Source organism: Persephonella marina EX-H1 (genome assembly GCF_000021565.1).
Classification (GTDB): domain Bacteria; phylum Aquificota; class Aquificia; order Aquificales; family Hydrogenothermaceae; genus Persephonella; species Persephonella marina.
This window is the reverse complement of sequence record NC_012440.1, coordinates 863,856-886,177: the sequence shown is the minus strand read 5'-3', so window position 1 is coordinate 886,177 and position 22,322 is coordinate 863,856. Positions and strand designations below refer to the sequence as shown.

The 22,322-nt window shown below is 37.4% G+C and carries 24 protein-coding genes; 19 read left to right on the top strand and 5 right to left on the bottom strand.

Annotated features, from left to right (window positions below; all coding sequences use genetic code 11):
- Positions 1–2: 2 nt before the first annotated feature.
- Positions 3–1,745: an excinuclease ABC subunit UvrC gene (uvrC, locus tag PERMA_RS04615; protein WP_012675360.1), complete on the bottom strand. Its 1,743-nt coding sequence runs from the start codon at positions 1,743–1,745 to the stop codon at positions 3–5.
- A complete protein-coding gene (locus tag PERMA_RS04610; RefSeq protein WP_012676937.1) occupies positions 1,723–2,076 on the bottom strand; it encodes a hypothetical protein in 354 nt (117 codons plus the stop codon). Before PERMA_RS04610 ends, uvrC begins: the two co-directional genes overlap by 23 nt.
- A gap of 114 nt (positions 2,077–2,190) precedes the next feature.
- Between PERMA_RS04610 and typA the strand changes: the two genes are divergently transcribed.
- The 3 genes from typA to PERMA_RS04595 all read left to right on the top strand — a co-directional run bounded on the left by typA (position 2,191) and on the right by PERMA_RS04595 (position 6,203).
- On the top strand, positions 2,191–3,999 hold the full coding sequence (gene typA / locus PERMA_RS04605) for a translational GTPase TypA (protein WP_015898904.1): 1,809 nt from the start codon (positions 2,191–2,193) through the stop codon (positions 3,997–3,999).
- Between the two features lies 1 nt (position 4,000).
- Positions 4,001–4,684 (top strand): DUF445 domain-containing protein, encoded by a 684-nt coding sequence (locus PERMA_RS04600; protein ID WP_012675746.1) that lies wholly within the window; start codon positions 4,001–4,003, stop codon positions 4,682–4,684.
- A 187-nt stretch (positions 4,685–4,871) separates the two neighbouring features.
- Positions 4,872–6,203 carry a sigma-54 interaction domain-containing protein gene (locus PERMA_RS04595; protein WP_012676829.1) on the top strand — a complete coding sequence of 444 codons (1,332 nt, stop codon included), beginning with the start codon at positions 4,872–4,874 and terminating at the stop codon, positions 6,201–6,203.
- Here the strand turns inward: PERMA_RS04595 and PERMA_RS04590 are convergent, their stop codons facing one another.
- Complete coding sequence (locus PERMA_RS04590; RefSeq protein WP_041530884.1) at positions 6,204–6,422, bottom strand: hypothetical protein; 219 nt, start codon at positions 6,420–6,422, stop codon at positions 6,204–6,206. It abuts the gene before it with no gap.
- A 251-nt stretch (positions 6,423–6,673) separates the two neighbouring features.
- Between PERMA_RS04590 and PERMA_RS04585 the strand changes: the two genes are divergently transcribed.
- The 13 genes from PERMA_RS04585 (at position 6,674) to dnaA (ending at position 18,667) form a co-directional block, all read left to right on the top strand.
- Positions 6,674–7,912 (top strand): (Fe-S)-binding protein, encoded by a 1,239-nt coding sequence (locus tag PERMA_RS04585; RefSeq protein ID WP_015898937.1) that lies wholly within the window; start codon positions 6,674–6,676, stop codon positions 7,910–7,912.
- A complete protein-coding gene (locus PERMA_RS04580; protein WP_012676108.1) occupies positions 7,899–8,669 on the top strand; it encodes an energy-coupling factor ABC transporter ATP-binding protein in 771 nt (256 codons plus the stop codon). Before PERMA_RS04585 ends, PERMA_RS04580 begins: the two co-directional genes overlap by 14 nt.
- An 8-nt stretch (positions 8,670–8,677) precedes the next feature.
- Positions 8,678–9,094 (top strand): nickel-responsive transcriptional regulator NikR, encoded by a 417-nt coding sequence (gene nikR / locus PERMA_RS04575; RefSeq protein ID WP_012676126.1) that lies wholly within the window; start codon positions 8,678–8,680, stop codon positions 9,092–9,094.
- 50 nt (positions 9,095–9,144) lie between these two features.
- On the top strand, positions 9,145–9,867 hold the full coding sequence (gene hypB, locus PERMA_RS04570) for a hydrogenase nickel incorporation protein HypB (RefSeq protein ID WP_015898870.1): 723 nt from the start codon (positions 9,145–9,147) through the stop codon (positions 9,865–9,867).
- Positions 9,822–10,271: a VOC family protein gene (locus tag PERMA_RS04565; protein ID WP_012676491.1), complete on the top strand. Its 450-nt coding sequence runs from the start codon at positions 9,822–9,824 to the stop codon at positions 10,269–10,271. The genes hypB and PERMA_RS04565 overlap by 46 nt, the downstream gene beginning before the upstream one ends.
- A 45-nt stretch (positions 10,272–10,316) precedes the next feature.
- Positions 10,317–10,916 carry a TetR/AcrR family transcriptional regulator gene (locus tag PERMA_RS04560; RefSeq protein ID WP_012675661.1) on the top strand — a complete coding sequence of 200 codons (600 nt, stop codon included), beginning with the start codon at positions 10,317–10,319 and terminating at the stop codon, positions 10,914–10,916.
- 1 nt (position 10,917) lies between these two features.
- The gene (locus tag PERMA_RS04555) at positions 10,918–11,838 is read left to right on the top strand and encodes an NADH-quinone oxidoreductase subunit B family protein (protein ID WP_012675681.1); all 921 of its coding nucleotides are present in this window, start codon (positions 10,918–10,920) and stop codon (positions 11,836–11,838) included.
- Positions 11,839–13,212, top strand: coding sequence for a nickel-dependent hydrogenase large subunit (locus PERMA_RS04550; protein WP_012676217.1), 1,374 nt, complete (start codon positions 11,839–11,841; stop codon positions 13,210–13,212). It abuts the gene before it with no gap.
- Positions 13,213–13,313: 101 nt separating this feature from the next.
- Positions 13,314–14,858, top strand: a complete 1,545-nt coding sequence (locus PERMA_RS04545; RefSeq protein ID WP_012675437.1) for a 2-isopropylmalate synthase — start codon at positions 13,314–13,316, stop codon at positions 14,856–14,858.
- Positions 14,859–14,869: 11 nt separating this feature from the next.
- Positions 14,870–16,201: a M23 family metallopeptidase gene (locus PERMA_RS04540; RefSeq protein WP_015898903.1), complete on the top strand. Its 1,332-nt coding sequence runs from the start codon at positions 14,870–14,872 to the stop codon at positions 16,199–16,201.
- Positions 16,202–16,858, top strand: a complete 657-nt coding sequence (gene fsa, locus PERMA_RS04535; RefSeq protein ID WP_012675488.1) for a fructose-6-phosphate aldolase — start codon at positions 16,202–16,204, stop codon at positions 16,856–16,858. It begins immediately after the preceding gene.
- Between the two features lie 27 nt (positions 16,859–16,885).
- Positions 16,886–17,173 carry a DUF2103 domain-containing protein gene (locus tag PERMA_RS04530; protein ID WP_012676468.1) on the top strand — a complete coding sequence of 96 codons (288 nt, stop codon included), beginning with the start codon at positions 16,886–16,888 and terminating at the stop codon, positions 17,171–17,173.
- 180 nt (positions 17,174–17,353) lie between these two features.
- A complete protein-coding gene (dnaA, locus tag PERMA_RS04525) occupies positions 17,354–18,667 on the top strand; it encodes a chromosomal replication initiator protein DnaA (RefSeq protein WP_012676457.1) in 1,314 nt (437 codons plus the stop codon).
- A gap of 20 nt (positions 18,668–18,687) precedes the next feature.
- Here the strand turns inward: dnaA and PERMA_RS04520 are convergent, their stop codons facing one another.
- Positions 18,688–19,899: a DEAD/DEAH box helicase gene (locus PERMA_RS04520; RefSeq protein WP_012675385.1), complete on the bottom strand. Its 1,212-nt coding sequence runs from the start codon at positions 19,897–19,899 to the stop codon at positions 18,688–18,690.
- A 144-nt stretch (positions 19,900–20,043) separates the two neighbouring features.
- On the opposite strand from PERMA_RS04520, the gene PERMA_RS04515 reads away from it, so the two are divergent.
- Positions 20,044–20,406 (top strand): hypothetical protein, encoded by a 363-nt coding sequence (locus PERMA_RS04515; RefSeq protein WP_012676164.1) that lies wholly within the window; start codon positions 20,044–20,046, stop codon positions 20,404–20,406.
- On the opposite strand, the gene lipA is transcribed toward PERMA_RS04515, so the two are convergent.
- Positions 20,399–21,241, bottom strand: a complete 843-nt coding sequence (lipA, locus tag PERMA_RS04510; protein WP_012676246.1) for a lipoyl synthase — start codon at positions 21,239–21,241, stop codon at positions 20,399–20,401. The genes PERMA_RS04515 and lipA overlap by 8 nt on opposite strands.
- Before the next feature lie 93 nt (positions 21,242–21,334).
- Between lipA and PERMA_RS04505 the strand changes: the two genes are divergently transcribed.
- Entirely contained in the window at positions 21,335–21,757 is a 423-nt protein-coding gene (locus tag PERMA_RS04505; RefSeq protein WP_012676147.1) for a CoA-binding protein, read from the top strand.
- 4 nt (positions 21,758–21,761) lie between these two features.
- On the top strand, positions 21,762–22,319 hold the full coding sequence (gene folE, locus PERMA_RS04500; protein ID WP_012676837.1) for a GTP cyclohydrolase I FolE: 558 nt from the start codon (positions 21,762–21,764) through the stop codon (positions 22,317–22,319).
- Positions 22,320–22,322 lie beyond the last annotated feature (3 nt).

Genomic DNA, 22,322 nt, shown 5'->3' with positions numbered 1-22,322 from the left:
ATTTATACTGATAAATACTTTTTAATATTCTGAGCGACTTTCTCAGGAATACCCAGCTTTTTCAACTCCTCTACAGAAGCCTGTGCTATTCTATCAACAGTTTTGTACGTTCTGTAGAGGATCTCCTTTCTCTTTTTCCCAACACCCTCAATCTTATCAAGGAGTTCTTTTAAGGTATCCCTCTCCCTCAGCTTTCTATTATACGATAATGCGAACCTGTGTGCCTCATCTCTGATTGTTGTGAAAAGCTTCAAAAGAGGCTGGTAATTATAAAGATAAACAGATTTACCATCATCTGTGTATAAGATCTCTTCCTTTTTAGCCAGTGAGAAGATCCTGAGATTTTTTATTCCTAATGCATCCCTGACTATCTCACCCTGTTTAAGATGACCTTTGCCACCGTCTATCAGAACAAGTCTGGGGGGATTATCCATCTCTTTGTACTTTCTGAACCTTCTGAAAAGCAACTCCCTTAATGATGCGTAATCATCAATCCCATCAACAGTTTTTATCTTAAATCTTCTGTACTCCCTTTTGTTCATCTTTCCATTTTCCCATACAACAGCGGATCCAACGGTAAAATCACCAAAAAGTGTTGAAATATCAAAACCTTCTATTCTTTCCGGAAGATCAAAACCAAAAGTTCTCTTGAATATCTCCTTTAGATCGGAGAGATCAACACTCCCTATATTTCTGTCTATAAATCCTTTTATCTCATCAGGTATATCAAACAGAAGTCTAACATCACTTCCCTTTTTTTCAGAGAGCCATCTCTTTAGGTTTTTATGGTCTGAAAACTTTCTGTTTGAGATCACAACCTCAGGGATAAAGTTTCCCCTGATGTAATAGTTTGAAATCACAGAAATCTCAAAATCCTGTATACCTTCCTGTTTTATCTGTATAAACTCCTTTCCCACTATTCTGCTTCCTCTAACTACAATCAGATAAACATCCTTTCCGGAAAAATAGAATATATCAGCCTCATTAACAGGAAGACCGAGGACTTCCTGTTTTGATATCAGATTTTCCATAGCAAGTATCTGGTCTCTGACTACAGATGCCTTCTCAAAGTTGAGTTTATTTTTGTACTCCTCTAATCTGTCATAAAGCCTGTATATAAACTTTTTAACATCACCTGAGAGGAAAGCTTTTGCAGCCTTTACATCAAAGTTATAATCCTTTTTAGATATCTTGTTTACACACGGGGCGGAACAAAGCCCAAGATGGTAATCAAAACATACGATATCCCTTTTAGGCAACGGATCACATGTTCTCAGCCTGAACAGTTTATGGATAAGGTCTTTCATAGCTCTTGCAGTTCTTGCTGGTAAAAAAGGACCGAAATACTCACCCTCAATCTCTCCAAACTTTCTGCTTATAACAACCGTGGGATATTCATCATCCGTTATAACGAGCATCGGATAACCTGAGCCTGACTTTAATCTGACGTTATACTTCGGTTTATACTGTTTTATAAGCTCATTCTCAAGAACAAATGCCTCATAATCTGATTTTGTTATTATCCATTCAATCTTTGAGCTCTCATCAAATATCTTTTTCTCTTTAGGGTCTATCCTGTACTGGTTCAGATGGCCTTTAAGCCTGTTTTTTATATTTTTTGCCTTTCCTATATAGATATACTCACCTTTCTTTCCTTTGAAAAGATAAACACCTGGAGACTGGGGAGCTTCATCTATTAAATTTTTTAGATCTTCCATCTCGTCAGAGTGAACAGCATCCTTCATCTTCAGAGAAAGATATTATACTCATTATATCCTGAAAGGACGGTACAGAACTGCTTACATACTGAACAGTTCCATACTTATCAATAATCACTATAAAATCCCCATCTGGATCACAGCCAAACTGCTCACAGAAATCTTCAGTCAGAAGCTGAACATAATCAATAAGCTTTATATTTGCCCTCTCAAACTCCTCCTCTTTATCCTCAAGCTGATCATCCTTTGCTTTATATATAACGATATGGTATTTTTGTTTTAGATCATAAAGGCTTTTTCCCTTTATACCATCAAGAAACTCAAAGTAAGGTGCCTGTTCACCTATTCTTACAGTCATAAAATTCCCCCTTCAATCGTTTGAATAAAAACCATATAAATATATATTGTTTTCAATCAATTATCAAACAATTGTGTTAGAATTATAGGATTTAAAAAAACAAGGAGAGAATTTTTGGAAGCAACAGAAAAAAAGATATTAAGGAAAGAGATCAGAAATATAGCGATAATAGCACATGTTGATCACGGTAAAACAACACTTATAGATGCACTGCTTAAACAGAGCGGAACTTTCAGAGATAATGAGGATATTCAGGAAAGAGTTCTTGACAGTATAGATCTTGAGAGGGAAAGGGGAATAACTATCGTAGCAAAGAACACAGCAATAAGATATAAGGATGTAAAGATAAATATAATTGATACTCCCGGACACGCTGACTTTGGTGGTGAGGTTGAGAGAACACTGAAGATGGTTGACGGTGTAGTTCTGTTAGTTGATGCTGCAGAAGGACCTATGCCACAGACAAGATTCGTTTTACATAAAGCCTTACAGGAAGGTTTAACGCCTCTTGTTGTTATAAATAAGATTGACAGACCTGACGCAAGAATAAGCCAGGTTATAGATGAGGTATACGATCTTTTTATAGATCTTGATGCTACTGAAGATCAGCTTGATTTTCCCATACTTTACACAGTAGGAAAGGATGGGATAGCAAAAGAGGATCCAGATGAAGAAAGTAAAGATATGAAGCCTCTATTTGAGAAGATAGTAAACTATATTCCTCCTCCATCTTATGATCCGGAAAAACCCTTCCAGTTTCTCATCACATCCCTTGATTATGACAGTTATGTTGGAAGACTTGCTGTTGGAAGAATATTCAACGGTAGTATAAAGGTAAATCAGCAGGTATCAATTATAAAAGATAATGGAGAAATCATAAAAGGTGTTGTAAAAGTTTTATACACATATGAAGGACTGAAAAAGGTTGAAACAAAAGAAGCAAAAGCTGGAGATATTATCGCTATAGCTGGTATTGAAGATATAAATATAGGAGATACCATCTCAGACTTTGAAAATCCTGAAGCCCTTCCATCCTTAAAGGTAGAAGAGCCGACAATATCAATGATATTTTCAGTTAACGATTCACCATTTTCAGGAAGATCTGGAAGATTTCTAACATCAAGGGATATAAGGGAAAGACTTTACAGGGAGACGTTAACGAATGTTGCAATAGTAATTGAGGACACTGAAAACCCTGAAGCTTTTCTTGTAAAAGGAAGAGGAGAACTGCAACTTTCAATACTGGCAGAGATGATGAGAAGAGAAGGATATGAGTTTCAGGTATCAAAACCTGAGGTTATAAAAAGAAGTATAGATGGTAAACTGTACGAACCTTTAGAAAGGGTTGTGATAGACATTCCTGAACAGTTTGTAGGCAGTGTTACACAGAAGTTAGGCTCAAGAAAAGGACAGATGGTAGGAATGACAAATCTTGGTTCAGGGAGAGTAAGACTTGAGTTTCTAATCCCATCAAGGGGACTTATAGGTTACAGATCAGAATTTAAGACGGACACTAAAGGTGAAGGAGTTTTGAACACAATATTTGAAGGATGGACAGAATGGCAGGGAGACATTAAAACAAGAATAAACGGGGCTATTGTATCCGACAGAAAGGGAGTATCAACAGCCTACGCTATAAATGGTCTTCAGGACAGAGGAGTGTTCTTTATTGAGGCCGGAACTGAGGTTTACGAAGGTATGGTTTTAGGCGAACACAACAGGGATAAAGATCTGTGGGTAAATATAACGCGGGAAAAGAAACTTACAAATGTAAGAGCTGCAGCCAATGATGAGAATATAAAGCTGATACCTCCAAAAAAGATGGATTTTGAGAAGGCTTTAGAATGGATATCAGATGACGAACTGATAGAAGTAACCCCTGATTCAATAAGAATCAGGAAAAAAATACTGAAAAAACCTTAAGATGTGGATTGAATACTTAATACCTCCATTACTTGGAGCTTTTATAGGTTACGTAACAAACTATATAGCTATAAAGATGCTTTTCAGACCTTTTGAGGAGAAGTATATCTTTGGCTTCAAAGTACCATTTACCCCAGGACTGATACCAAGAAGAAGAAAGGAAATAGCAAACTCTATAGCAGAAACTGTTGAAGAACATATACTTCCCCTTGAAAAACTCCAGAAGCTCTTTGAGGACAGCAATTACAAAGAAAGACTTCACCAGAGGGTTGAACTTGTTATTGATGAACTGATATCAAACATACTTGATGATCTAAGAAAGAATATAAAAGAGGGAATCTCCTTAGGGAAGATAACAATAAAAGGTGCTGTTGTTGTTACAGCTGTAGATAAACTTTTAGATAAAGCCATTGAAAAGCTAAGGCTGAAACTGAAGGAAAAGCTTATAGAAAAGGTCTCAGGTACAATAGAGAAGCATATAGAAGAAGAACTTCCGATTATGCTATCCCAGTTAAGGATAAAAGATATGGTTGTTGAGACATTTATGGAAATTGATATTGAGACGATGGAAAAAGTTGTTATGGGTTTTTCAGAAAAACAGCTCAAACATATTACCTATACAGGTGCGGTTCTTGGATTTCTGATAGGTCTTATCCAGACAACTTATTTACTGATTATTAATTAAACTTGTAAAATTTCATCAATATTTTATATTTATTATTACAACTATATGACATACCAGTATAATATTAATGGAGGGTGAGGAATCTGGCATGAGAATATCTCCAAGAATCAATTTTAACAAAAGCGTCATAATTAAATGCGACCATCAAATAATCCCAGCCCAGTCAATAGACCTCTCCCTCTATGGAATGAAAATAAAAAATCATCCTCTTGATACATGTGACAATGATAATGTTGAGATAACCTTTGAGACAGACAGTGTTGTCTCTTTAAGGGGTCGGATGTTAAATTATCGTCCCGGACATTCTGTAGTTCTATTCAAAGAGTCACCAGAAACACTTGCCTCAACAATTGGGAGATACATAACAAAAAAGATATACGAAGGGAAAAGATGCCCTTACTGTAAGGAAAGGCTTTTTGATGAGGAGAAATCCTGTCCAAAATGCAATATGTACCTCGATTTTACATCCCCTGATATCATCAAAATACTGAAAGATTTTAAGATAGGAAAAGTTATAGAGAGACTTACAGGAACAGAGAAAGAAAAGATAGAGAGAGGGCTGGAAGAAAACAAGGAGATGATAGGAACAAGCGAGGCTATGAAAAAGGTCTTCCAGCTCATCAGAAAGTTTGCACCTACAGACTACCCTGTTCTTATTATTGGTGAGACAGGTACAGGTAAAGAACTAACAGCAAGAGCCATACATGAAAGAAGCAACAGAGCTGACAAACCTTTTGTTGTTGTGAACTGTGCTGCCATACCACACGATCTGTTAGAGGCTGAACTTTTCGGTTACGAGAAAGGTGCATTCACAGGGGCAGACAAGAAAAGAATAGGGAAAATTGAGTATGCTAACGGTGGAACTCTATTTTTAGATGAGATAGGTGATATGCCTTACGATCTACAGTCTAAGATCTTAAGATTTCTACAGGAATACACATTTGAAAGAATAGGTAGTAATGAGACAAAAACTGCTGATGTGAGAATAATAGCAGCTACAAATGTTGATCTGGATCAGGCTGTAAAGGAAGGTAAGTTCAGGAGGGATCTGTACTATAGACTGAGTGTTCTGACAATAAAACTACCACCTTTAAGGGACAGAGGTGAAGACCCTGTCATTATGGCCAAATACTTTGTTGAGAGATACTCTAAGGAACTTGGTAAAAATATAAAAGGCCTTACAGCTGATGCGTTGGAAGTTATAAGAGATCATCCATGGCCGGGGAATGTGAGGGAGCTTATTAACACAATAAGAAAGGCTGTTGTTTTAACTGATAAAGAGTTTATAGATGTTGAGGATTTGGATCTGAAGGTAAAATGCAATCCGCAAGGATCAGGCAACGGAGAGGACATACTTAACCTGAAGAGAAACATTGAGGATCTGGAGAGAAGACTGCTTAAAGAAGCATTCATACTCGCAAAAGGGAATATATCAAAAGTTGCAAAGATGCTTGGAATTAGCAGACCAAAAGTTTATAAACTGATGGAAAAACACGGAATAGGTGAAATACCAGAGTAATTATTTATTTCCACCTTTAGTACCAAGTTCAATCTCATCCCACAGAATTACCTTTTTACTGCCAAAATCAATAATAATCTTTCCACCTGTAATAAAACCTCTTCCGGATATACTGTCAAGTTCCTGATCAGATACTTCCCTGTATCCTGTCCCTCCTTTATCAGAAGGAATATAAACCAACCCTATACTTAAAGCCAGAATAAGAATTAATTTTCGCATCATACCCTTTTACATGCAAAAATCATGCCTTTAAAAATCATCATAATTTTCACTGTAAAACAGAAAAAAATGTAAAAAATTTTTCCATATCCTTTAGAAAACTTATGAAGATTTATTAAGAGAATCTGTAAATCTTTTTTACACTGTAAATTTTTTTTACAGAAAGAACTAAGATATGATTTATCTTATTGTATTTTACCGGCTTAAAGATTTATTATTTTATACCTTTCCAATTTATACAGGAGGTTTTTATGACAGATAAGATAGATGTACAGCTTTCCGTTGAGCTTGCACACCAGTGTGTAAAATGTTCTGCATGTAGATCAGTATGTCCAACTTACAGCGTTGTTAAAGAGGAGAGATCATCACCGAGGGGAAGACTTGCCCTTGCAGAAGCTGTGATAGATGGGATTCTCCCCTTAACTGATGATATAGCGAGACAGTGGAATGAGTGTGCCATGTGCAGAAGATGCGAATGGATCTGTCCAAATGAGGTTGAGTACAAGGAGATAATGTTCAGGGCAAGATATAAGGCGGACAAAAAGATAAAGGAGCCTGTAAAAACAGCTGTTTATAAAGGTCTTGCATCGTTTGGAACAGCGATCTCAAAGATCAGTATGAAGTTTGCCCCATCTCTTATGAAAGCTTACGGATCTCTTTTTAAAAAGGAAGTTCCAGAGTATAACGCAGTCTTCCTGAACACAGGAATCCCAAAGTTCACAAAACTTATACCAAAGCCGACAGGAAAACCATTTGGACTGAGAGGTAAAAAGGTAACGCCTGAAAACAAAAAAGGAACGCTACTTTTCTTTACAGGATGTATGATAGATGCTTTTTACGGAAAGACAGGTGAGAGTGTTATAAAACTTATGGAAAAGGCAGGTTACGAGGTAATAGTTCCTGAAAATATAAGATGCTGTGGAGCTCCTCAGCTTTACGGTGGATATGTTGATCTTTTTGAGAAGCTTTACGAACACAATAAGAAAGAGATAGACAGGTACAACTTTGATTATATAGTTGTTGCATGTCCAACATGTGGAGGTGCCCTGAAAGAAGAGTACGGGTATCCTGTTAAGGATTTTGCTGAGATACTGAGAGAGGAAGGTTATATAACATTCCGTGGAAATGGAGAGAGGGTCACATTCCATTTCCCATGTCATTCGTACACAGCGATGAAAATGAACCCTGATATTTACAGGGATCTGTTGAAAAATATAAAGAACGCAGAATACAGAGAAGGAAATGAGGCGATGATGTGCTGTGGTTTTGCAGGTTACTTCTCAGTATCAAACTATGAAGTTGCAACTGAGCTCCAGAAAAGAAAGATAAATGATATACAGAACACAGGATCACAGTTTGTTCTTTCTGACTGTCCAGGATGTGTTTTTAATTTAGCCGATGGGATGTACAAACATGGAGATTATAAGAATATTAATGTTAAACATCTTGCCGACTATCTTTATGAAAGGTTAGAAGATGATAAGGATTGAGAACTTATCTTTCAGTTACGAAGATAAACAGGTTCTTAAGGATATAAACTTCAGTATAAAAGAGAAGGAGAAGGTTGTTTTACTCGGGATAAACGGCAGTGGAAAATCAACACTTTTAAAGATACTTAACGGTTTAATTTTTCCGGACAGGGGAAGTTACTACTTTAAAGATGAGCTTATAACAGAGAAAAGACTTAAAGATAAAGAGTTTGCCAGAAAATTCAGGAAGAGCAATGTCTTACTTTTCCAGAGTCCGGACAGTATGATATTTAATCCTACAGTTTATGACGAGATAGCATTTGGACTGAGACAGCTTTCACAGGATGGTATTGATGAGAAGGTTAGATTCTGGGCTGATAAACTCGGTATTTACAGATATCTTGATAGATCCCCATTTGAGCTTAGCGGTGGTGAAAAACAGAAGGTATGCCTCGCATCAATACTTGTACTGGAACCTGAGCTACTTCTTCTTGACGAGCCTACAGCAAATCTTGATCCAAGAACAACAGGATGGTTTATTGATTTTCTGTCTGAGCTTGATACAACAGTTATAACAACAACACACAATCTCAGTCTTGCACCAGAACTTGGTGAGAGAGGGATAGTACTTTCTGAGGATCATACGGTAATATACGACGGTGATATTAACAGCTTCATTGATAATATTGATCTTCTAAAGAAGGCGAACCTTGTTCATACCCATTACCACAGACATGGTAAACTAAAACATAAACATTACCACACTCATGATTTTTAGGTGGGAAGATGGGTGAGAAAACTATAAGATTTTCAGTTTCACTTCCTGAGGATCTTCTTAAAGAGCTTGACAGCAGGGTGATAAAGAAAGGATACTCATCAAGATCTGAGCTTATAAGGGATCTTATAAGGGAGCTCATAATTGAAGAGAAATGGGATAGTGAGACAGAAGAGGTATTCGGCGTTCTTACTATCATTTACGACCACCACCAGAGGGATCTTACAAGGAAGATGATAGATATACAGCACAGTAAATACGTTAATATACTTTGCAGTACACATGTACATCTTGATCACAACAACTGCCTTGAGACGATAATAATAAAAGGTAAGCCCTCTGAGATAGAAAAATTATCAATAGAGATAGGCGGTCTTAAAGGGGTTAAGTTCTCAAAACTGACTAAAAGCTCAAAGGTGGAACTTTAAAAGATCTGGTATTATATTTAAACTGAACAATCATTCACCGGAGGATTAATATGTGTAAAGACTGCGGATGCTCTATAACAGACTCTCACGAAAACAACCATCATACACACGATAAAAAGACTGTAGAGGTTCTCACTAAAATACTTGATCAGAACGACAGACAGGCTGAGAGTAACAGGGAACATTTTGACAGGTATGGTATTCTGGCTGTTAACCTTATGAGCTCACCAGGTGCGGGAAAAACAACACTACTTGAAAAGACTATTGAGACCCTTTCTGATCAGATAAAGATAGGCGTTATAGAAGGTGATCTTGAGACAAATAGAGATGCGGAAAGGATAAAAGAGAAAGGTGCACCTGCTTACCAGATAACAACAGGTCAGGCATGCCATCTTGATGCATTTATGGTTCATGAAGGTATACACCACCTTCCGTTAAAAGATCTTGATATCATCTTTGTTGAGAATGTTGGGAACCTTGTATGTCCAGCATCTTACGATATAGGAACACATATAAATGTTGTTCTTCTTTCAGTTCCAGAAGGTGATGACAAACCTGCAAAGTATCCTGTGATGTTCAGATCAGCAGATCTACTTCTCATAACAAAGATAGATCTCTTACCTTACTTTGATTTTGATACTGAAAAGGCTATTGGAGAGGCGAGAAGATTGAATCCCAAGATGGATGTTATACAGATCTCAACTAAAACAGGTGAAGGAATGGAAAGATGGATAAACTACCTGAAGATGAAAACAGCATTGAGAAAGGTGTAATTTTCAGACCACACCATGTATCAATAACGGTCAAAGATCCTGAAAAAAGCAGAAATTTCTACAAACTTTTTGGTTTCAAAGAGGTTTTCAGATGGTCAGATAGCAGTACAACAGTGATCCATATGAAACTGAACGATCTCATACTTGAGATATTCTCATTTAAAGAGACTGAAAGCTCATCAGACCAGAGGGAAAGCTTGGAAGAAGAGCTTAAGATTATAGGTGTGAAGCATTTTGCCTTAAGAGTAAAAGATATACAAAAAGCTAAAAAGTTCCTTTCAGAGATCGGGATAGTACCTGAGAATACCAGAATAAATAAAGGGAGAACAGGGATACTATACTTCTTTATAAGGGATCCTGACGGTATATTCGTTGAGATAGTTCAGGACGATAGGAATATATAAAAATTTTAATATAAAATATTAAAAAATTAACAGAGAGGGTTTAAGTTGCCTAAGGCAAAGAAGGATATCAGGGAAAAAAGAAAGGAAGAGATAATAAAGGTAGCATGCAAGCTCTTTGCTGAAAAGGGATACTACAACACAACAATTCCTGATATTGCAGAAGCTATGGGAATGAGTGTTGGTAATCTTTACAACTACTTTAAATCAAAAGAGGAGCTTGCAAAATTCATAATGCAGTACTCATCAAGACTTCTTGGTGAGGAGATAAAAAAGATAAATGAGCAGGATATAACTACAAAGGAAAAGGTTTACAGGATAGTCAGGAAGTTTTTTGAGATATCTGAGGAGAGACCTGAGCTTATAGAGTACTTTTTGAGGGTTTTTCTCGCAAACAGGGAGGTATTTCAGGAAGGGTGTGAAGGTTTTCTCTGTGTAAGTGAGGTTGTTACTGAACTTATGATATTCCTTGAAGAGGGAGCAAAAAAAGGAGACCTGAGACAGCAGGACTTCTTCCCTGCATTTGTAACTCTTATGGGACCACTTGGAGGTATGGTTTTTCTTAAAGGTGAGGATATACTCCCTAAAAAACCTATTGAGTACTCAGACGAGCTTGCAGAAAATATATGGAGAGCTTTAAAGACATAAGATGAAAAATCTCCTATGGATACAGGGTTTAACATGTAGTGGAAACTCCCAGTCTTTTCTGTGCGGTGAAAATCCAACGGTCTCAGACTTTTTCAGTGAGATAAATCTTTTATGGCATCCTGAGATAAGCTATTCTGAAGATATAATGGATATACTCAACGGTATATACAGGGATGAGATAAAGCTTGATTTTTTAATTATTGAAGGTGCTGTAACAAGTAACAAAAGATTTCACAGAATAGGAAAGTACTCAATAAAGTACATAATAAATAAACTTAAAAGTAAAGCCGATTATATCATCGCTGTTGGAAACTGTGCAGTTCACGGTAACTATCCGGCTTTATACAATCCTGACCAGATAACTGGCATCCAGTTTGGACTGAACGGTAAAAAAGGTCTCTTACCACAGAAATTCAGAACTAAATCAGGTTATCCTGTGATAAATATAACAGGATGTCCTGTCCATCCAGAATGGATAACAAAGACTGTTCTGACATTATCATACGGACTTGATCTTAAACTTGACAGTCAGAACAGACCAAAGGAGCTGTACATGTACCTTTCCCACGATGGATGTACAAGAAATGAGTATTTTGAGTGGAAGGTTGAGGCTGAAGAGTTTGGAACAAAAGAGGGCTGTCTATTCTATGAGCTTGGCTGTAGAGGTCCTGTAACTCATGCCCCATGTAACAGGATACTCTGGAATGGAAGATCATCAAAAACAAGGGCGGGTATGCCCTGTATTGGATGTACAGAGTTTGATTTCCCTTACAGGGAAAACTACCTTGAAACGAAAAAGTATATGGGTATTCCACAGGATATACCCCTTGGAGTAACAAAAAGAGCGTACATAATGATAACAGGTGTTGCAAAAACATTTAAAAATGAGAGACTGACAAAAAAACTTGAAGAGACAGATTAGATGCCGAAGATTGAGAGAAAGGTTCTTCACAGGGTTGAAGGTGAGATCCAGTTAAAACTGATATGGGAAAACAGAAGAATAAAAGATGCATTTATACAGAACCTGAACTTCAGAGGGTTTGAGTTTATACTTGAAAACAGACCACCGTTAGACGCCCTCGTTATAACCCCAAGAATATGTGGTATATGCGGACATTCCCATCTTATAGCAACAGTAAAGGCCCTTGAGGATATTTACAGAAAAAATGGATACAGTATAGATATCTCCTACAAAGCATCTCTTATAAGAAATGTGACACACACAGTTGAGATAATACAGAACCATATAAGATGGTTTTACCTTTTTGTTATGCCTGACTTTCTTAAGCTTGAGAAAGACAAAGACATTCTTGAAGATTTTACACCTTTAAAGGGAGATAAATGGAAAAAAGCCCTCGGTATAAGCAATGAGATCTTAAAGATAATATCCATACTTTCCGGACAGTGGCCCCACACCTCTTATGCAGTTCCCGGAGGTGTTATGTCAGACCCTATAAACACAGATATTGTTGAGGCTATATCAATCACAGACAGTGTTATAAGATTTTTTGAGGAAGAGATCATAGGAACGGATATAAATACCTACCTTTCTGTGGAAAGTTTTGATCAGTTTATGGATAAGATCAATAAAGGAGATCTGAGAAGGTTTATTGAACTTACATTTAAAAATGGTATGGAGAAGACAGGAAGGGCCTATGACAGATTTATAACTGTTGATGCTATACTCCCCTGTGTCAGGGAAGGTGTTAAGAAGAAGAGAAGCTGTAAGTTTGATCCATCAAGAATAAAAGAGGTAGACAGCCACTCTTTTCTTACAAAGGATGGTACAGATTTCTCAAGGAAGAGATACTCATGGGCAAAAGCTGTAAGGTATGACGGACTTCCTATGGAAACAGGACCTCTTGCAAGAAAGGCTGTTTCAAAAAACAGTCTTTTTCAGGATCTTATCTCAAGATTTGGTGACAGCTATCTTGTGAGGATATGGGCAAGGATTGATGAGATAGGAAGGATGGCACTCACATTAAAAAGCTATCTTCTGAGTATAAATACTAAAGAGCCCTCTTATATAAAGCCACCTGTAAAGATAGAAAATCTTGAAGGTGAGGGAACAGGTCTTATAGAGGCTGCAAGGGGTTCACTCTTACACAGGTTAGAACTTGAGAAAGGAAAGATAAAAAAGTACACGATCATCACACCTACAACATGGAATTTAGGTCCTAGATGTGAAAGATACCACTCACCTGCTGAAAAAGCCATTATAGGTCTGGAAAGCTCTCTAAAAGCAGAGATGATCCTCAGAAGCTTTGATGTATGCTCTGTATGTACAACACACTGAAGATAACAGGTTCAAAATAGGTTAAAATATTTGTATTGCTTAATTTTTATAAATGTTTAACTTTATCTTATCAGGAATTATTACTGATAACGGAGGATATTATGAATAGATTGATCATATTTGATACAACTTTAAGGGATGGTGAACAGGCACCAGGATTTTCTATGACTGTTGAAGAAAAGGTTACAATGGCAAAACAGCTTGAGAAGTTAGGTGTTGATGTTATAGAGGCAGGGTTTGCGGCGGCATCTGAAGGTGATTTTCAGGCTGTTAATGCAATCGCAGAAACGATAAAAGATTCTACAGTTTGCTCACTTGCAAGATCACTACATTCTGATATAGAGAAGGCAGGAGAAGCTCTTGCACCTGCTGAGAGAAAAAGGATACACACATTTATTGCAACATCTCCAATACATATGCAGTACAAACTTAAGATGACCCCAGAGCAGGTACTTGAAAGAGCCGTTGATGCTGTGAAGTTTGCAAGGAATTTCACAGATGATGTTGAGTTCTCCGCGGAAGATGCTTTCAGATCAGAAAGGGATTTTCTTTTTAAGGTCTTTGAGGCTGTTATTGATGCAGGAGCAAAAACGATAAATGTACCTGACACCGTTGGTTATGCTATGCCTGAGGAGTTTGGACAGCTTATAGAAGATATAATAAACAACGTCCCGAACATAGACAAAGCTGTAATCTCAGTTCACTGTCATAATGATCTGGGTCTCGCTGTTGCGAACTCACTTTCAGCCATTAAGAAAGGTGCAAGACAGGCACATGTAACCATAAACGGTATTGGAGAAAGGGCAGGGAATGCTGCACTTGAAGAGGTGGTGATGTCAATAAAGGTAAGACATGACTACTTCAAGGATGTATACACTGAGATAAACACAAAGGAGATATACAAAACAAGCAGACTTCTCTGCAGAATAACGGGTAGTTTTGTCCAGCCAAATAAGGCTATTGTTGGAGATAACGCCTTTGCCCATGAAGCGGGAATACACCAGCATGGTGTCCTTGCCCACAGGGAGACCTACGAGATCATGAGAGCTGAGGATGTTGGTGTACCAGCTTCCAAGATAGTTCTTGGAAAACACTCTGGAAGACACGCATTTAAAACAAGGTTAGAGGAGTTAGGATACAGAAATCTCTCAGAGGAAGAGGTTGATAAACTTTTCAGAAAGTTTAAAGCTCTAGCTGACAAGAAAAAGGAAGTTTTTGATGAGGATATAGAGGCTCTGATATTTGATGAACTATTCAGAACATATGAAGAGGTAAAACTTGTATACTTCCATGTATTAAGCGGGAACAGTGCTATACCTTCATCTACAGTAAAGATAGAGAAGGACGGAAAGGAGATAACAGCTACAGCCTGTGGAGACGGACCTATTGACAGTGCACTTAAGGCTATAGAAAAAGCCCTTGGTATGACAGGAAGACTTAAGGACTACTCCATAAGATCATTAAGTGCAGGTAAGGATGCTATGGGTGAGGTGAGAACTGTAGTTGATTTTGAGGGAACAACAGTCTCAGGAAAGGGAACATCAACGGATATTATAGAGGCAAGCGTAAAAGCATACCTTGATGCTTACAACAGGTATATAGCAAGAAAGACCTTTATTGAGAAAAGAATATCAGAAGGAGTATAAAGGAGGTTTAATTGAAGGGTAAATTTATAATCTTTCTCCTGCTGGTAGCAATAGCAGGTGCAGGCTACAGCTACTGGCAGGGAATAATTGATTTTACCGAACCTGATATTATCTTTGAAAAAAAGCCAGAGTACCTTGGTGCGAGATCAAAGCTAAAGTTCAAAGTCAAGGATAACAATCCCGGCATAAAGGAGGTCCAGGTCTATATAATCCAGAATAAGAATATCAAAATACTCCATGATACAGATTTCCCACCTAAGCTTAAAGAAAAAGATTACTCAATAGAGATAAACGCAAGAAAGCTCGGCCTAAGACAGGGCAAGGCAAAGCTATCGGTTGTTGCGATTGATGGTTCTCTCCTTTCAAACACAAAAAATCTATCATTTGAGGTCCAGATTGACCTTACACCGCCTACAGTTACTATCCTTTCTTCCCCTGCAACCATAATGAACGGTGGAACAGGTTTCGTATTCTACAGGGCATCGTCTGATGTTGTCAAAACAGGTGTTGCTGTAGGTGATCTTGAGTTTAACTGTTTTAAAGGGATATTTAAAAATGAGAATATATACGGGTGTGCATTCCCCTATCCTTATTACTGGAATGTTAAAAAACCGATAATCGTTTTTGCTGAAGACAGGGCAGGAAACAGAACATCAAACTCACTTACATACTACTTTAAAAGGGTAAAATACAGAAGATCCGTTATAAATATAACTGATGAGTTTATACAGACAAAGGTAAAACCACTTTCAGACAGGGAGATATCCGATCCTGTCGAACTGTTCAGATATGTTAATGTTGAAGTGAGAAAGATGAATGAAGACCAGATACACGAGATAACAAGAAATGTCACACAGGTAAAACCCTTATTCCACAGACCTTTCCTCCAGCTTAAAAACTCAAAGATGCTCGGTGGATTTGCAGATTACAGAAAATACAGGTACAAGGGTAAACTTATAAAAGGAGCAGATGCATACCACAAAGGGATGGATTTTGCATCAATAAAAAATGCAACAGTTCAGGCTGCTGAAGATGGAATAGTTGTGTTTACAGGATTTTTAGGTTTATACGGAAACAGTATAATAATAGAACATGGAATGGGTGTTTTCACACTTTACTCCCACCTTGCTGAGATAAAGGTAAAGGAAGGGGACAAGGTTAGTAGAGGAATGGATATAGGGATAACTGATACTACAGGTCTTGCTGTAGGTGATCATCTACATTTTGGAGTTCTTGTTCAGGGACTTGAGGTTCATCCGATTGAATGGCTTGATAAAAGATGGTTAAGATCAAGATTTCTGAATGAGATAAAGAGAATAAACAGACTTTACGGAGGTAGGTAGATGAAGTTTTTCATTGATACGGCAGACATAGAAGAGATCAGAGCGGCGAATGAGCTTAAGATCCTTGACGGTGTTACTACAAACCCGACACTGATTGCAAAAACAGGAAAACCTTTTATGGATGTTGTTAAGGAGATACTGGCTGAGGTTCCTGACAAACCTGTCTCATTAGAGGTTGCATCAACAGATTACGAGGGAATGATAAGAGAAGGGGAGATGCTAGCACAGCTTGGAAAGAATGTTGTTATAAAGATACCTATGACGATTGATGGCCTTAAAGCTGTTAAGTACTTTGAGTATAACGGGATTAAAACAAATGTTACATTAATATTCTCACCTGCACAGGCGTTACTTGCCATGAAAGCAGGGGCAAGCTATATATCACCATTTGTAGGAAGACTTGACGATATAAGCCATACAGGTATGGAGCTTATATCACAGATTAAGACTATCATTGATAACTACGGTTTCAGCTCACAGATAATTGTTGCAAGTATAAGAAACCCTATGCATGTTTTAGAGGCTGCTTTAATAGGAGCCCATATATCAACTATACCTTATAAGGTGATAGCACAGCTTGTAAAACATCCTTTAACAGATTTAGGAATTGAAAGATTCTTAAAAGACTGGGAATCTGTACCGGAAAAACCTTTCTAAGGGGAGTTCTCCCCTTTCCATTAAAAGATGAAGTACAGAAAGAAGGGTATAAAAAAAGAGCATCATATTATTGAAGAGGGTGAACAGCTTTTAAATGAGCTCGTAAAGAACAGGCTTGTTAAATCTGTGATCCCCGGGAGAATAAAAACAACACCAAAGGGAAAACCGGGAAATCCGAGACTTACATACCAGTACGATACAAAATCTGGAGCAAAGCTTCTTCTTAAGAAAGGATCTACTGTTCAGGAGGTCTTCGTTATAACTGATGATAGAGAGTCTCTAAGGAAATTTATTGAGGAGAGATTTAAAAGTTAAAGTACCGAGAGATTTTGACGAAATGTAGTTATAGGGTCTTATACAACGCCTTAATTCCTCAATATAAACTTTGAAATTTTACCATAAAAAATTCCCAAATCAAAAGAAAATTTTTCTTTTCTTTTTTCCCCAACAGTAGCATAATGGATATCCACCAAAGAAATACGGAGGGGTTGATTATTGGACGTCTGGGGTAATATCCTGTCCTCAATGTCATCAAAGTTAGACCCTTCCACACTAAAACTTCTTAAAGGTGTGGAAAAGGCCGAGTACAGGAATGGAGAGCTTTATATATCAGCCCCAGATCCAGTTTATAAAGACTGGCTTGAAAACAACCTCCTTGACGAAATAAAAATATCAGCATCTTCACTTTTTGGTGAAAATCTAAAGATATTCGTTTTATCAGAAGACGAAGAGGATATTTATATAGATGAGCCTGTTCAGAAGGTTGAATCAAAACCGTACAGACTGACAAATCTCAATCCAAAGTTTGTATTCTCAAACTTCATTGTCGGAAACTGTAATAAGATCGCGTACAGTGCGTGTATGTCCGTTGCAGAAAATCTTGGAAAGATTTATAACCCTTTATTTATATACGGTGGTATAGGATTAGGGAAAACACATCTTTTACACGCTACAGCCCATTATGTTTTATCAAAAAATCCTGACGCAAACATAATTTACACCACAGCTGACACATTTATGTCCGAGCTTATCTACTATATGCAGAATGGCTCCGTTCTTGAGTTCAGAAGAAGATACAGGGATGTTGATCTTCTTCTGATTGATGATGTTCAGTTCCTTGAAGGAAAGGAGAGAACGCAGATAGAGCTTTACCATATATTTAACGCACTTCACCTTATAGGTAAACAGGTTATACTCTCCTCTGATACACCTCCAAAAAATCTTAAAGGTCTTCAGGAAAGACTGAAAAGCAGATTTGTAAGCGGGCTTGTTGTTGAGGTAAAAGCTCCTGATCTCCAGACAAAGATATCCATAATAAATAAGAAATCCAGGGATATGAACATAAAACTACCTAATGACGTTATACTTCTTATAGCAAAAACGATCAATACAAATATAAGGGAGTTAGAAGGATCTCTCAGCAAGCTGAAAGCTTACAGTGAGATACTTGGAAGACCTGTCACCTTTGATATGGCGAGGGAAGTTCTCAAGGATATCCTTGAGATAAAAGAGGTAGAAGAACTCTCCATAGAAAAGATACAGAGGGAGGTATCAAATTACTTTGGCGTGAACATAAACGAGCTTTTAGGTAACTCAAGGAAGAAAAAGGTTGCTACAGCAAGACAGATCGCCATGTATCTATCAAGATATCTTACCGATAGATCATTAAGTGAGATATCAAAGGCTTTCAAAAAGAAAGATCATTCAACTGTTATAAACGCGGTAGAAAAGGTTGAGAAAAATATGGAAAAGGACAGAAAGTTCAGATTAACTGTTGAGTTTCTTAAAGAAAAAATTATGAGTCTATAGAAGGGGAAGATCCCCTCCTTTTATCTTCTTAAAAATCTTCTTCTTCTGTTTGATGTAAAATCTCTTCTTTCAAGCTTCTCTATAGGTTTATCTGAAAGATTTATAAGCTGAATATCAGATCTTGTTTTCTTCTTAACTATCTCAAAAAGTCTGTCTTCAAGAGTTGAAATTATGGAGATAGCAAGACCATCTTTTCCTGCTCTGCCTGTTCTTCCTATCCTGTGAATATAGCTCTCAACATCTCTTGGTAGAGAGTAGTTATACACAACATCAACACCTTTAATATCAAGGCCTCTAGCAGCAACATCTGTAGCAACCAGTATATCTATTCTGTTTCTTCTGAAATCCCTTAATACCCTTTCCCTTTTAGCCTGTGAGTAATCTCCATGGATAGCATCAGCATTAAAACCTTCTCTTCTTAACTTCTTTGAAAGCTCATCAGCTCCTCTTTTTGTCTCTGTAAACACAATACTCTTTTTACCTTCGTTCTCATTGAGTATCTTTGTTAATGTCTCAAACTCCTTACCTGTATCAACCCTGTAAGCTTTCTGTTTAATTCTATCAACGGTAACCTCTTCAGGCTTTATCTTTACAATCTCGTAATCATCATTTAAAAATCTCTCAGCAAGCCTCATAATAGCTTTTGGCATTGTTGCAGAAAATAGAAGTGTCTGTTTAACAGGCGGGGTCTGTTCAAATATGAACTCTATATCCTCTATAAAACCCATATCAAGCATTCTGTCAGCTTCATCAAGAACAAATATCTTCACATCATTCAGATTTAAAACCTTTCTTTCTATAAGATCCTTTATTCTACCGGGTGTTCCAACTATAACAACATCCTTTCCTTTTTTTAAGAAATCTATCTGGTGTCTTATAGACTTTCCACCATAGACCGCAAGGGCAAAGATCCTTTTTTCTCTTCCTATATCCTTGATCTCCTTTGTAACCTGAATAGCCAGCTCTCTTGTTGGTACAAGTACAAGAGCCTGAATTTTTCTGCTCTTTGTGTTAACAGTTTCAACTATAGGAATTCCGAAAGCAGCTGTTTTTCCTGTTCCTGTCTGCGCCTGAGCGATAATATCTTTCCCTTCTAAGATTAAAGGGATTGTTTTTTCCTGAACCTCTGTAGGTTTTTTAAACCCCATCTTCCTGATGGAATTTAATGTTTCCTTTGAGATCTGAAAATCATTGAAACTGAGATTTTCTTTTGACAACATAACTTCTGACATATTTCCTCCTTGGATTTAAAAAGAAAGAACGATTGACCTCTGATTTTTGAAAATCCTTCTTCCTTTCTTGCCTTTTTTGTTTTATTTTAATACTCATATAAGTATATACCAAAAAAACTTAAAAGCAAACATAAGGAGAAAATAATGACCGATTATAAAGCGGTAGTAAATGATGTTTTAAAGAACGATTTCAAGCATATAACAGCTGTCCTGATATATGAAAATGAGCTTCCATCTGTTTTTGTACACCCTCCCTACGCTGACACAAAAACCCTATTCTTTGAGGTTTCACAGGGTTTAAGGGAGATAATGGAAAATATAATAAACTTTGAGATGAACAAGATGCATGAGGTTCCTGTTTATATAGGTAAAAAGCTTGTCCTTGCCTATTTTATGAGAATTGATCCACTCAAGACAGTCGTCATAGTTTCAGATACCAGGGAGAAAGACAACCTTGAGATAAGATTTGAGAAAATACTAAACGAGATAAAGGAAAGGATCAGCTGATAAGCCTCTCAAAAACCTCAGATGCGTTGTAAGAACTCCTGACAAGGATACCGCTGTAAACCTCTTTAAATCCTATCCTGTATCCTTCAGTCTCAAACATCCTGAACTCATCTTCCGTATAATACTTTTTCACAGGGTAGTTATGGATAGAAGGTTGAAGATACTGTCCCACAGTGAATATATCGCAACCTACCGATACCAGATCTCTCATAACAGAAAGAACCTGTTCAACACTCTCACCAAGCCCAACCATGATACCTGATTTTGTTATAACAGAACTGTCCATCTCCTTAACCCATCTGAGTATCTCAAGTGATCTCTTATAATCCCCCTTATGTCTTATTTTTTTGTAAAGCTGTGGAACAGTCTCTATATTATGATTTATTATATCAGGCTTAACTTCCACAACTTTTTCAAGGGATTTTCTATCCCCAGAAAAATCAGGAATAAGAACTTCTATCCTACACTCAGGAGCTGTTCTTCTAACAGCTTTAACTACCTCAGCAAAATGGGATGCACCACCGTCAGGAAGATCATCTCTTGTTACGGATGTTATAACAACATGCCTCAGTTTAAGTCTTTTAACAGCTGTAGCTATATTCTGCGGTTCCTCAGGATCAGGAGGCTCAGGCTTTCCATAATCAACATCACAGTAAGGACAGGCCCTTGTACATATATTACCTAAAATCATAAATGTAGCTGTTTTTTTCTTGAAACACTCGCCTATATTTGGACATGATGCCTCTTCACATACAGTATTCAAACTTAACCTTCTCAGCATCTTTTTCATCTCTGTAACTTCAGGTATAAGGGGAGATATAACTTTCGGTCTCATATAAACCTCCGCTCTGTTATGAAATAAATCATAACATGAATACACCTGTATCTATTAAATTAATCATCTCTTACAAAGAAGGAGGTTTAAGTTATGCCTGTGATAAATAGTGATAAAGAGATTAAAGAAATACTTAAAGAGAGTAAAAATGTTGCTGTTGTAGGAATATCCCCAAACCCTTCAAAGCCAAGCTATTTTGTCTCTGAAGTTGTACAAAGGTACGGCTTTAAGCTTTTCCTTGTTAATCCCAAGTATGCAGGGCAGGAGATACTTGGAGAGAAAGTTTACAGTTCTATTAAGGAAATTCCGGAAGATATAGATATTGTTGATATCTTCAGAAGACCTGCTGATGTTCCAGATGTGGCCAGAGAGGCTAAAGAAAAAGGGTTTAAAACATTCTGGTTTCAGCCAGGAACTGTTAACAATCAGGTTGTGGAAGAGCTTAGCAGTGAAGGATATAATGTTGTGGTTGACAGATGTATGAAAGTTGAATGTATGAGACTTTTAGAGGAGTGATAAGTTGAGTATTGACAGGGAAAAATTAAAAAGATCTATCAGACTTTTTCTTGAAGCTATCGGAGAGGATCCGGACAGGGAAGGTTTAAAGGAAACCCCTGACAGAATAGTGAGACTGTGGGAAGAGTTTAAATCCTACGAAAACTTTAATATGACAGTTTTTGAAGATATAGGTGATTATAATGAGATGGTTGTTGTGAGAGACATACAGTTCTACTCATTCTGCGAACACCATCTCCTTCCTTTTTTCGGAAAAGCCCACATAGCTTACATACCTGAAAAGAAGGTGTGTGGACTTTCAAAGCTCGTAAGGGTTGTTAACAAGTTTGCGTACAGACCTCAGGTTCAGGAAAGACTGACGGCACAGATAGCAGAATTTCTTGAGAAAGAGTTAAGTCCAAAAGGTGTTGCTGTGGTTCTTGAGGCCGAGCACCTGTGTATGTCAATGAGAGGTGTTAAAAACCCAACTTCATACACCATAACGAGCAAGCTAACAGGTGCGTTTATGGAAGATGAAAAAACAAGAAACGAGTTCCTAAATCTCATACATAACGGAAGATAGCCG

Excerpts from the sequence above, each read along its gene's own strand:
- nikR (WP_012676126.1), top strand. The coding sequence starts at position 8,678 with ATGGGTGAGAAAACTATAAGATTTTCAGTTTCACTTCCTGAGGATCTT.
- PERMA_RS04550 (WP_012676217.1), top strand. The coding sequence starts at position 11,839 with ATGCCGAAGATTGAGAGAAAGGTTCTTCACAGGGTTGAAGGTGAGATC.
- PERMA_RS04600 (WP_012675746.1), top strand. The coding sequence starts at position 4,001 with ATGTGGATTGAATACTTAATACCTCCATTACTTGGAGCTTTTATAGGT.
- PERMA_RS04585 (WP_015898937.1), top strand. The coding sequence starts at position 6,674 with ATGACAGATAAGATAGATGTACAGCTTTCCGTTGAGCTTGCACACCAG.
- PERMA_RS04520 (WP_012675385.1), bottom strand. The coding sequence starts at position 19,899 with ATGTCAGAAGTTATGTTGTCAAAAGAAAATCTCAGTTTCAATGATTTT.
- PERMA_RS04530 (WP_012676468.1), top strand. The coding sequence starts at position 16,886 with ATGAAGTACAGAAAGAAGGGTATAAAAAAAGAGCATCATATTATTGAA.
- hypB (WP_015898870.1), top strand. The coding sequence starts at position 9,145 with ATGTGTAAAGACTGCGGATGCTCTATAACAGACTCTCACGAAAACAAC.
- PERMA_RS04590 (WP_041530884.1), bottom strand. The coding sequence starts at position 6,422 with ATGCGAAAATTAATTCTTATTCTGGCTTTAAGTATAGGGTTGGTTTAT.
- uvrC (WP_012675360.1), bottom strand. The coding sequence starts at position 1,745 with ATGAAGGATGCTGTTCACTCTGACGAGATGGAAGATCTAAAAAATTTA.
- PERMA_RS04565 (WP_012676491.1), top strand. The coding sequence starts at position 9,822 with ATGGATAAACTACCTGAAGATGAAAACAGCATTGAGAAAGGTGTAATT.
- PERMA_RS04545 (WP_012675437.1), top strand. The coding sequence starts at position 13,314 with ATGAATAGATTGATCATATTTGATACAACTTTAAGGGATGGTGAACAG.
- PERMA_RS04580 (WP_012676108.1), top strand. The coding sequence starts at position 7,899 with ATGATAAGGATTGAGAACTTATCTTTCAGTTACGAAGATAAACAGGTT.
- fsa (WP_012675488.1), top strand. The coding sequence starts at position 16,202 with ATGAAGTTTTTCATTGATACGGCAGACATAGAAGAGATCAGAGCGGCG.
- PERMA_RS04555 (WP_012675681.1), top strand. The coding sequence starts at position 10,918 with ATGAAAAATCTCCTATGGATACAGGGTTTAACATGTAGTGGAAACTCC.
- PERMA_RS04595 (WP_012676829.1), top strand. The coding sequence starts at position 4,872 with ATGAAAATAAAAAATCATCCTCTTGATACATGTGACAATGATAATGTT.
- lipA (WP_012676246.1), bottom strand. The coding sequence starts at position 21,241 with ATGAGACCGAAAGTTATATCTCCCCTTATACCTGAAGTTACAGAGATG.
- PERMA_RS04505 (WP_012676147.1), top strand. The coding sequence starts at position 21,335 with ATGCCTGTGATAAATAGTGATAAAGAGATTAAAGAAATACTTAAAGAG.
- PERMA_RS04610 (WP_012676937.1), bottom strand. The coding sequence starts at position 2,076 with ATGACTGTAAGAATAGGTGAACAGGCACCTTACTTTGAGTTTCTTGAT.
- PERMA_RS04515 (WP_012676164.1), top strand. The coding sequence starts at position 20,044 with ATGACCGATTATAAAGCGGTAGTAAATGATGTTTTAAAGAACGATTTC.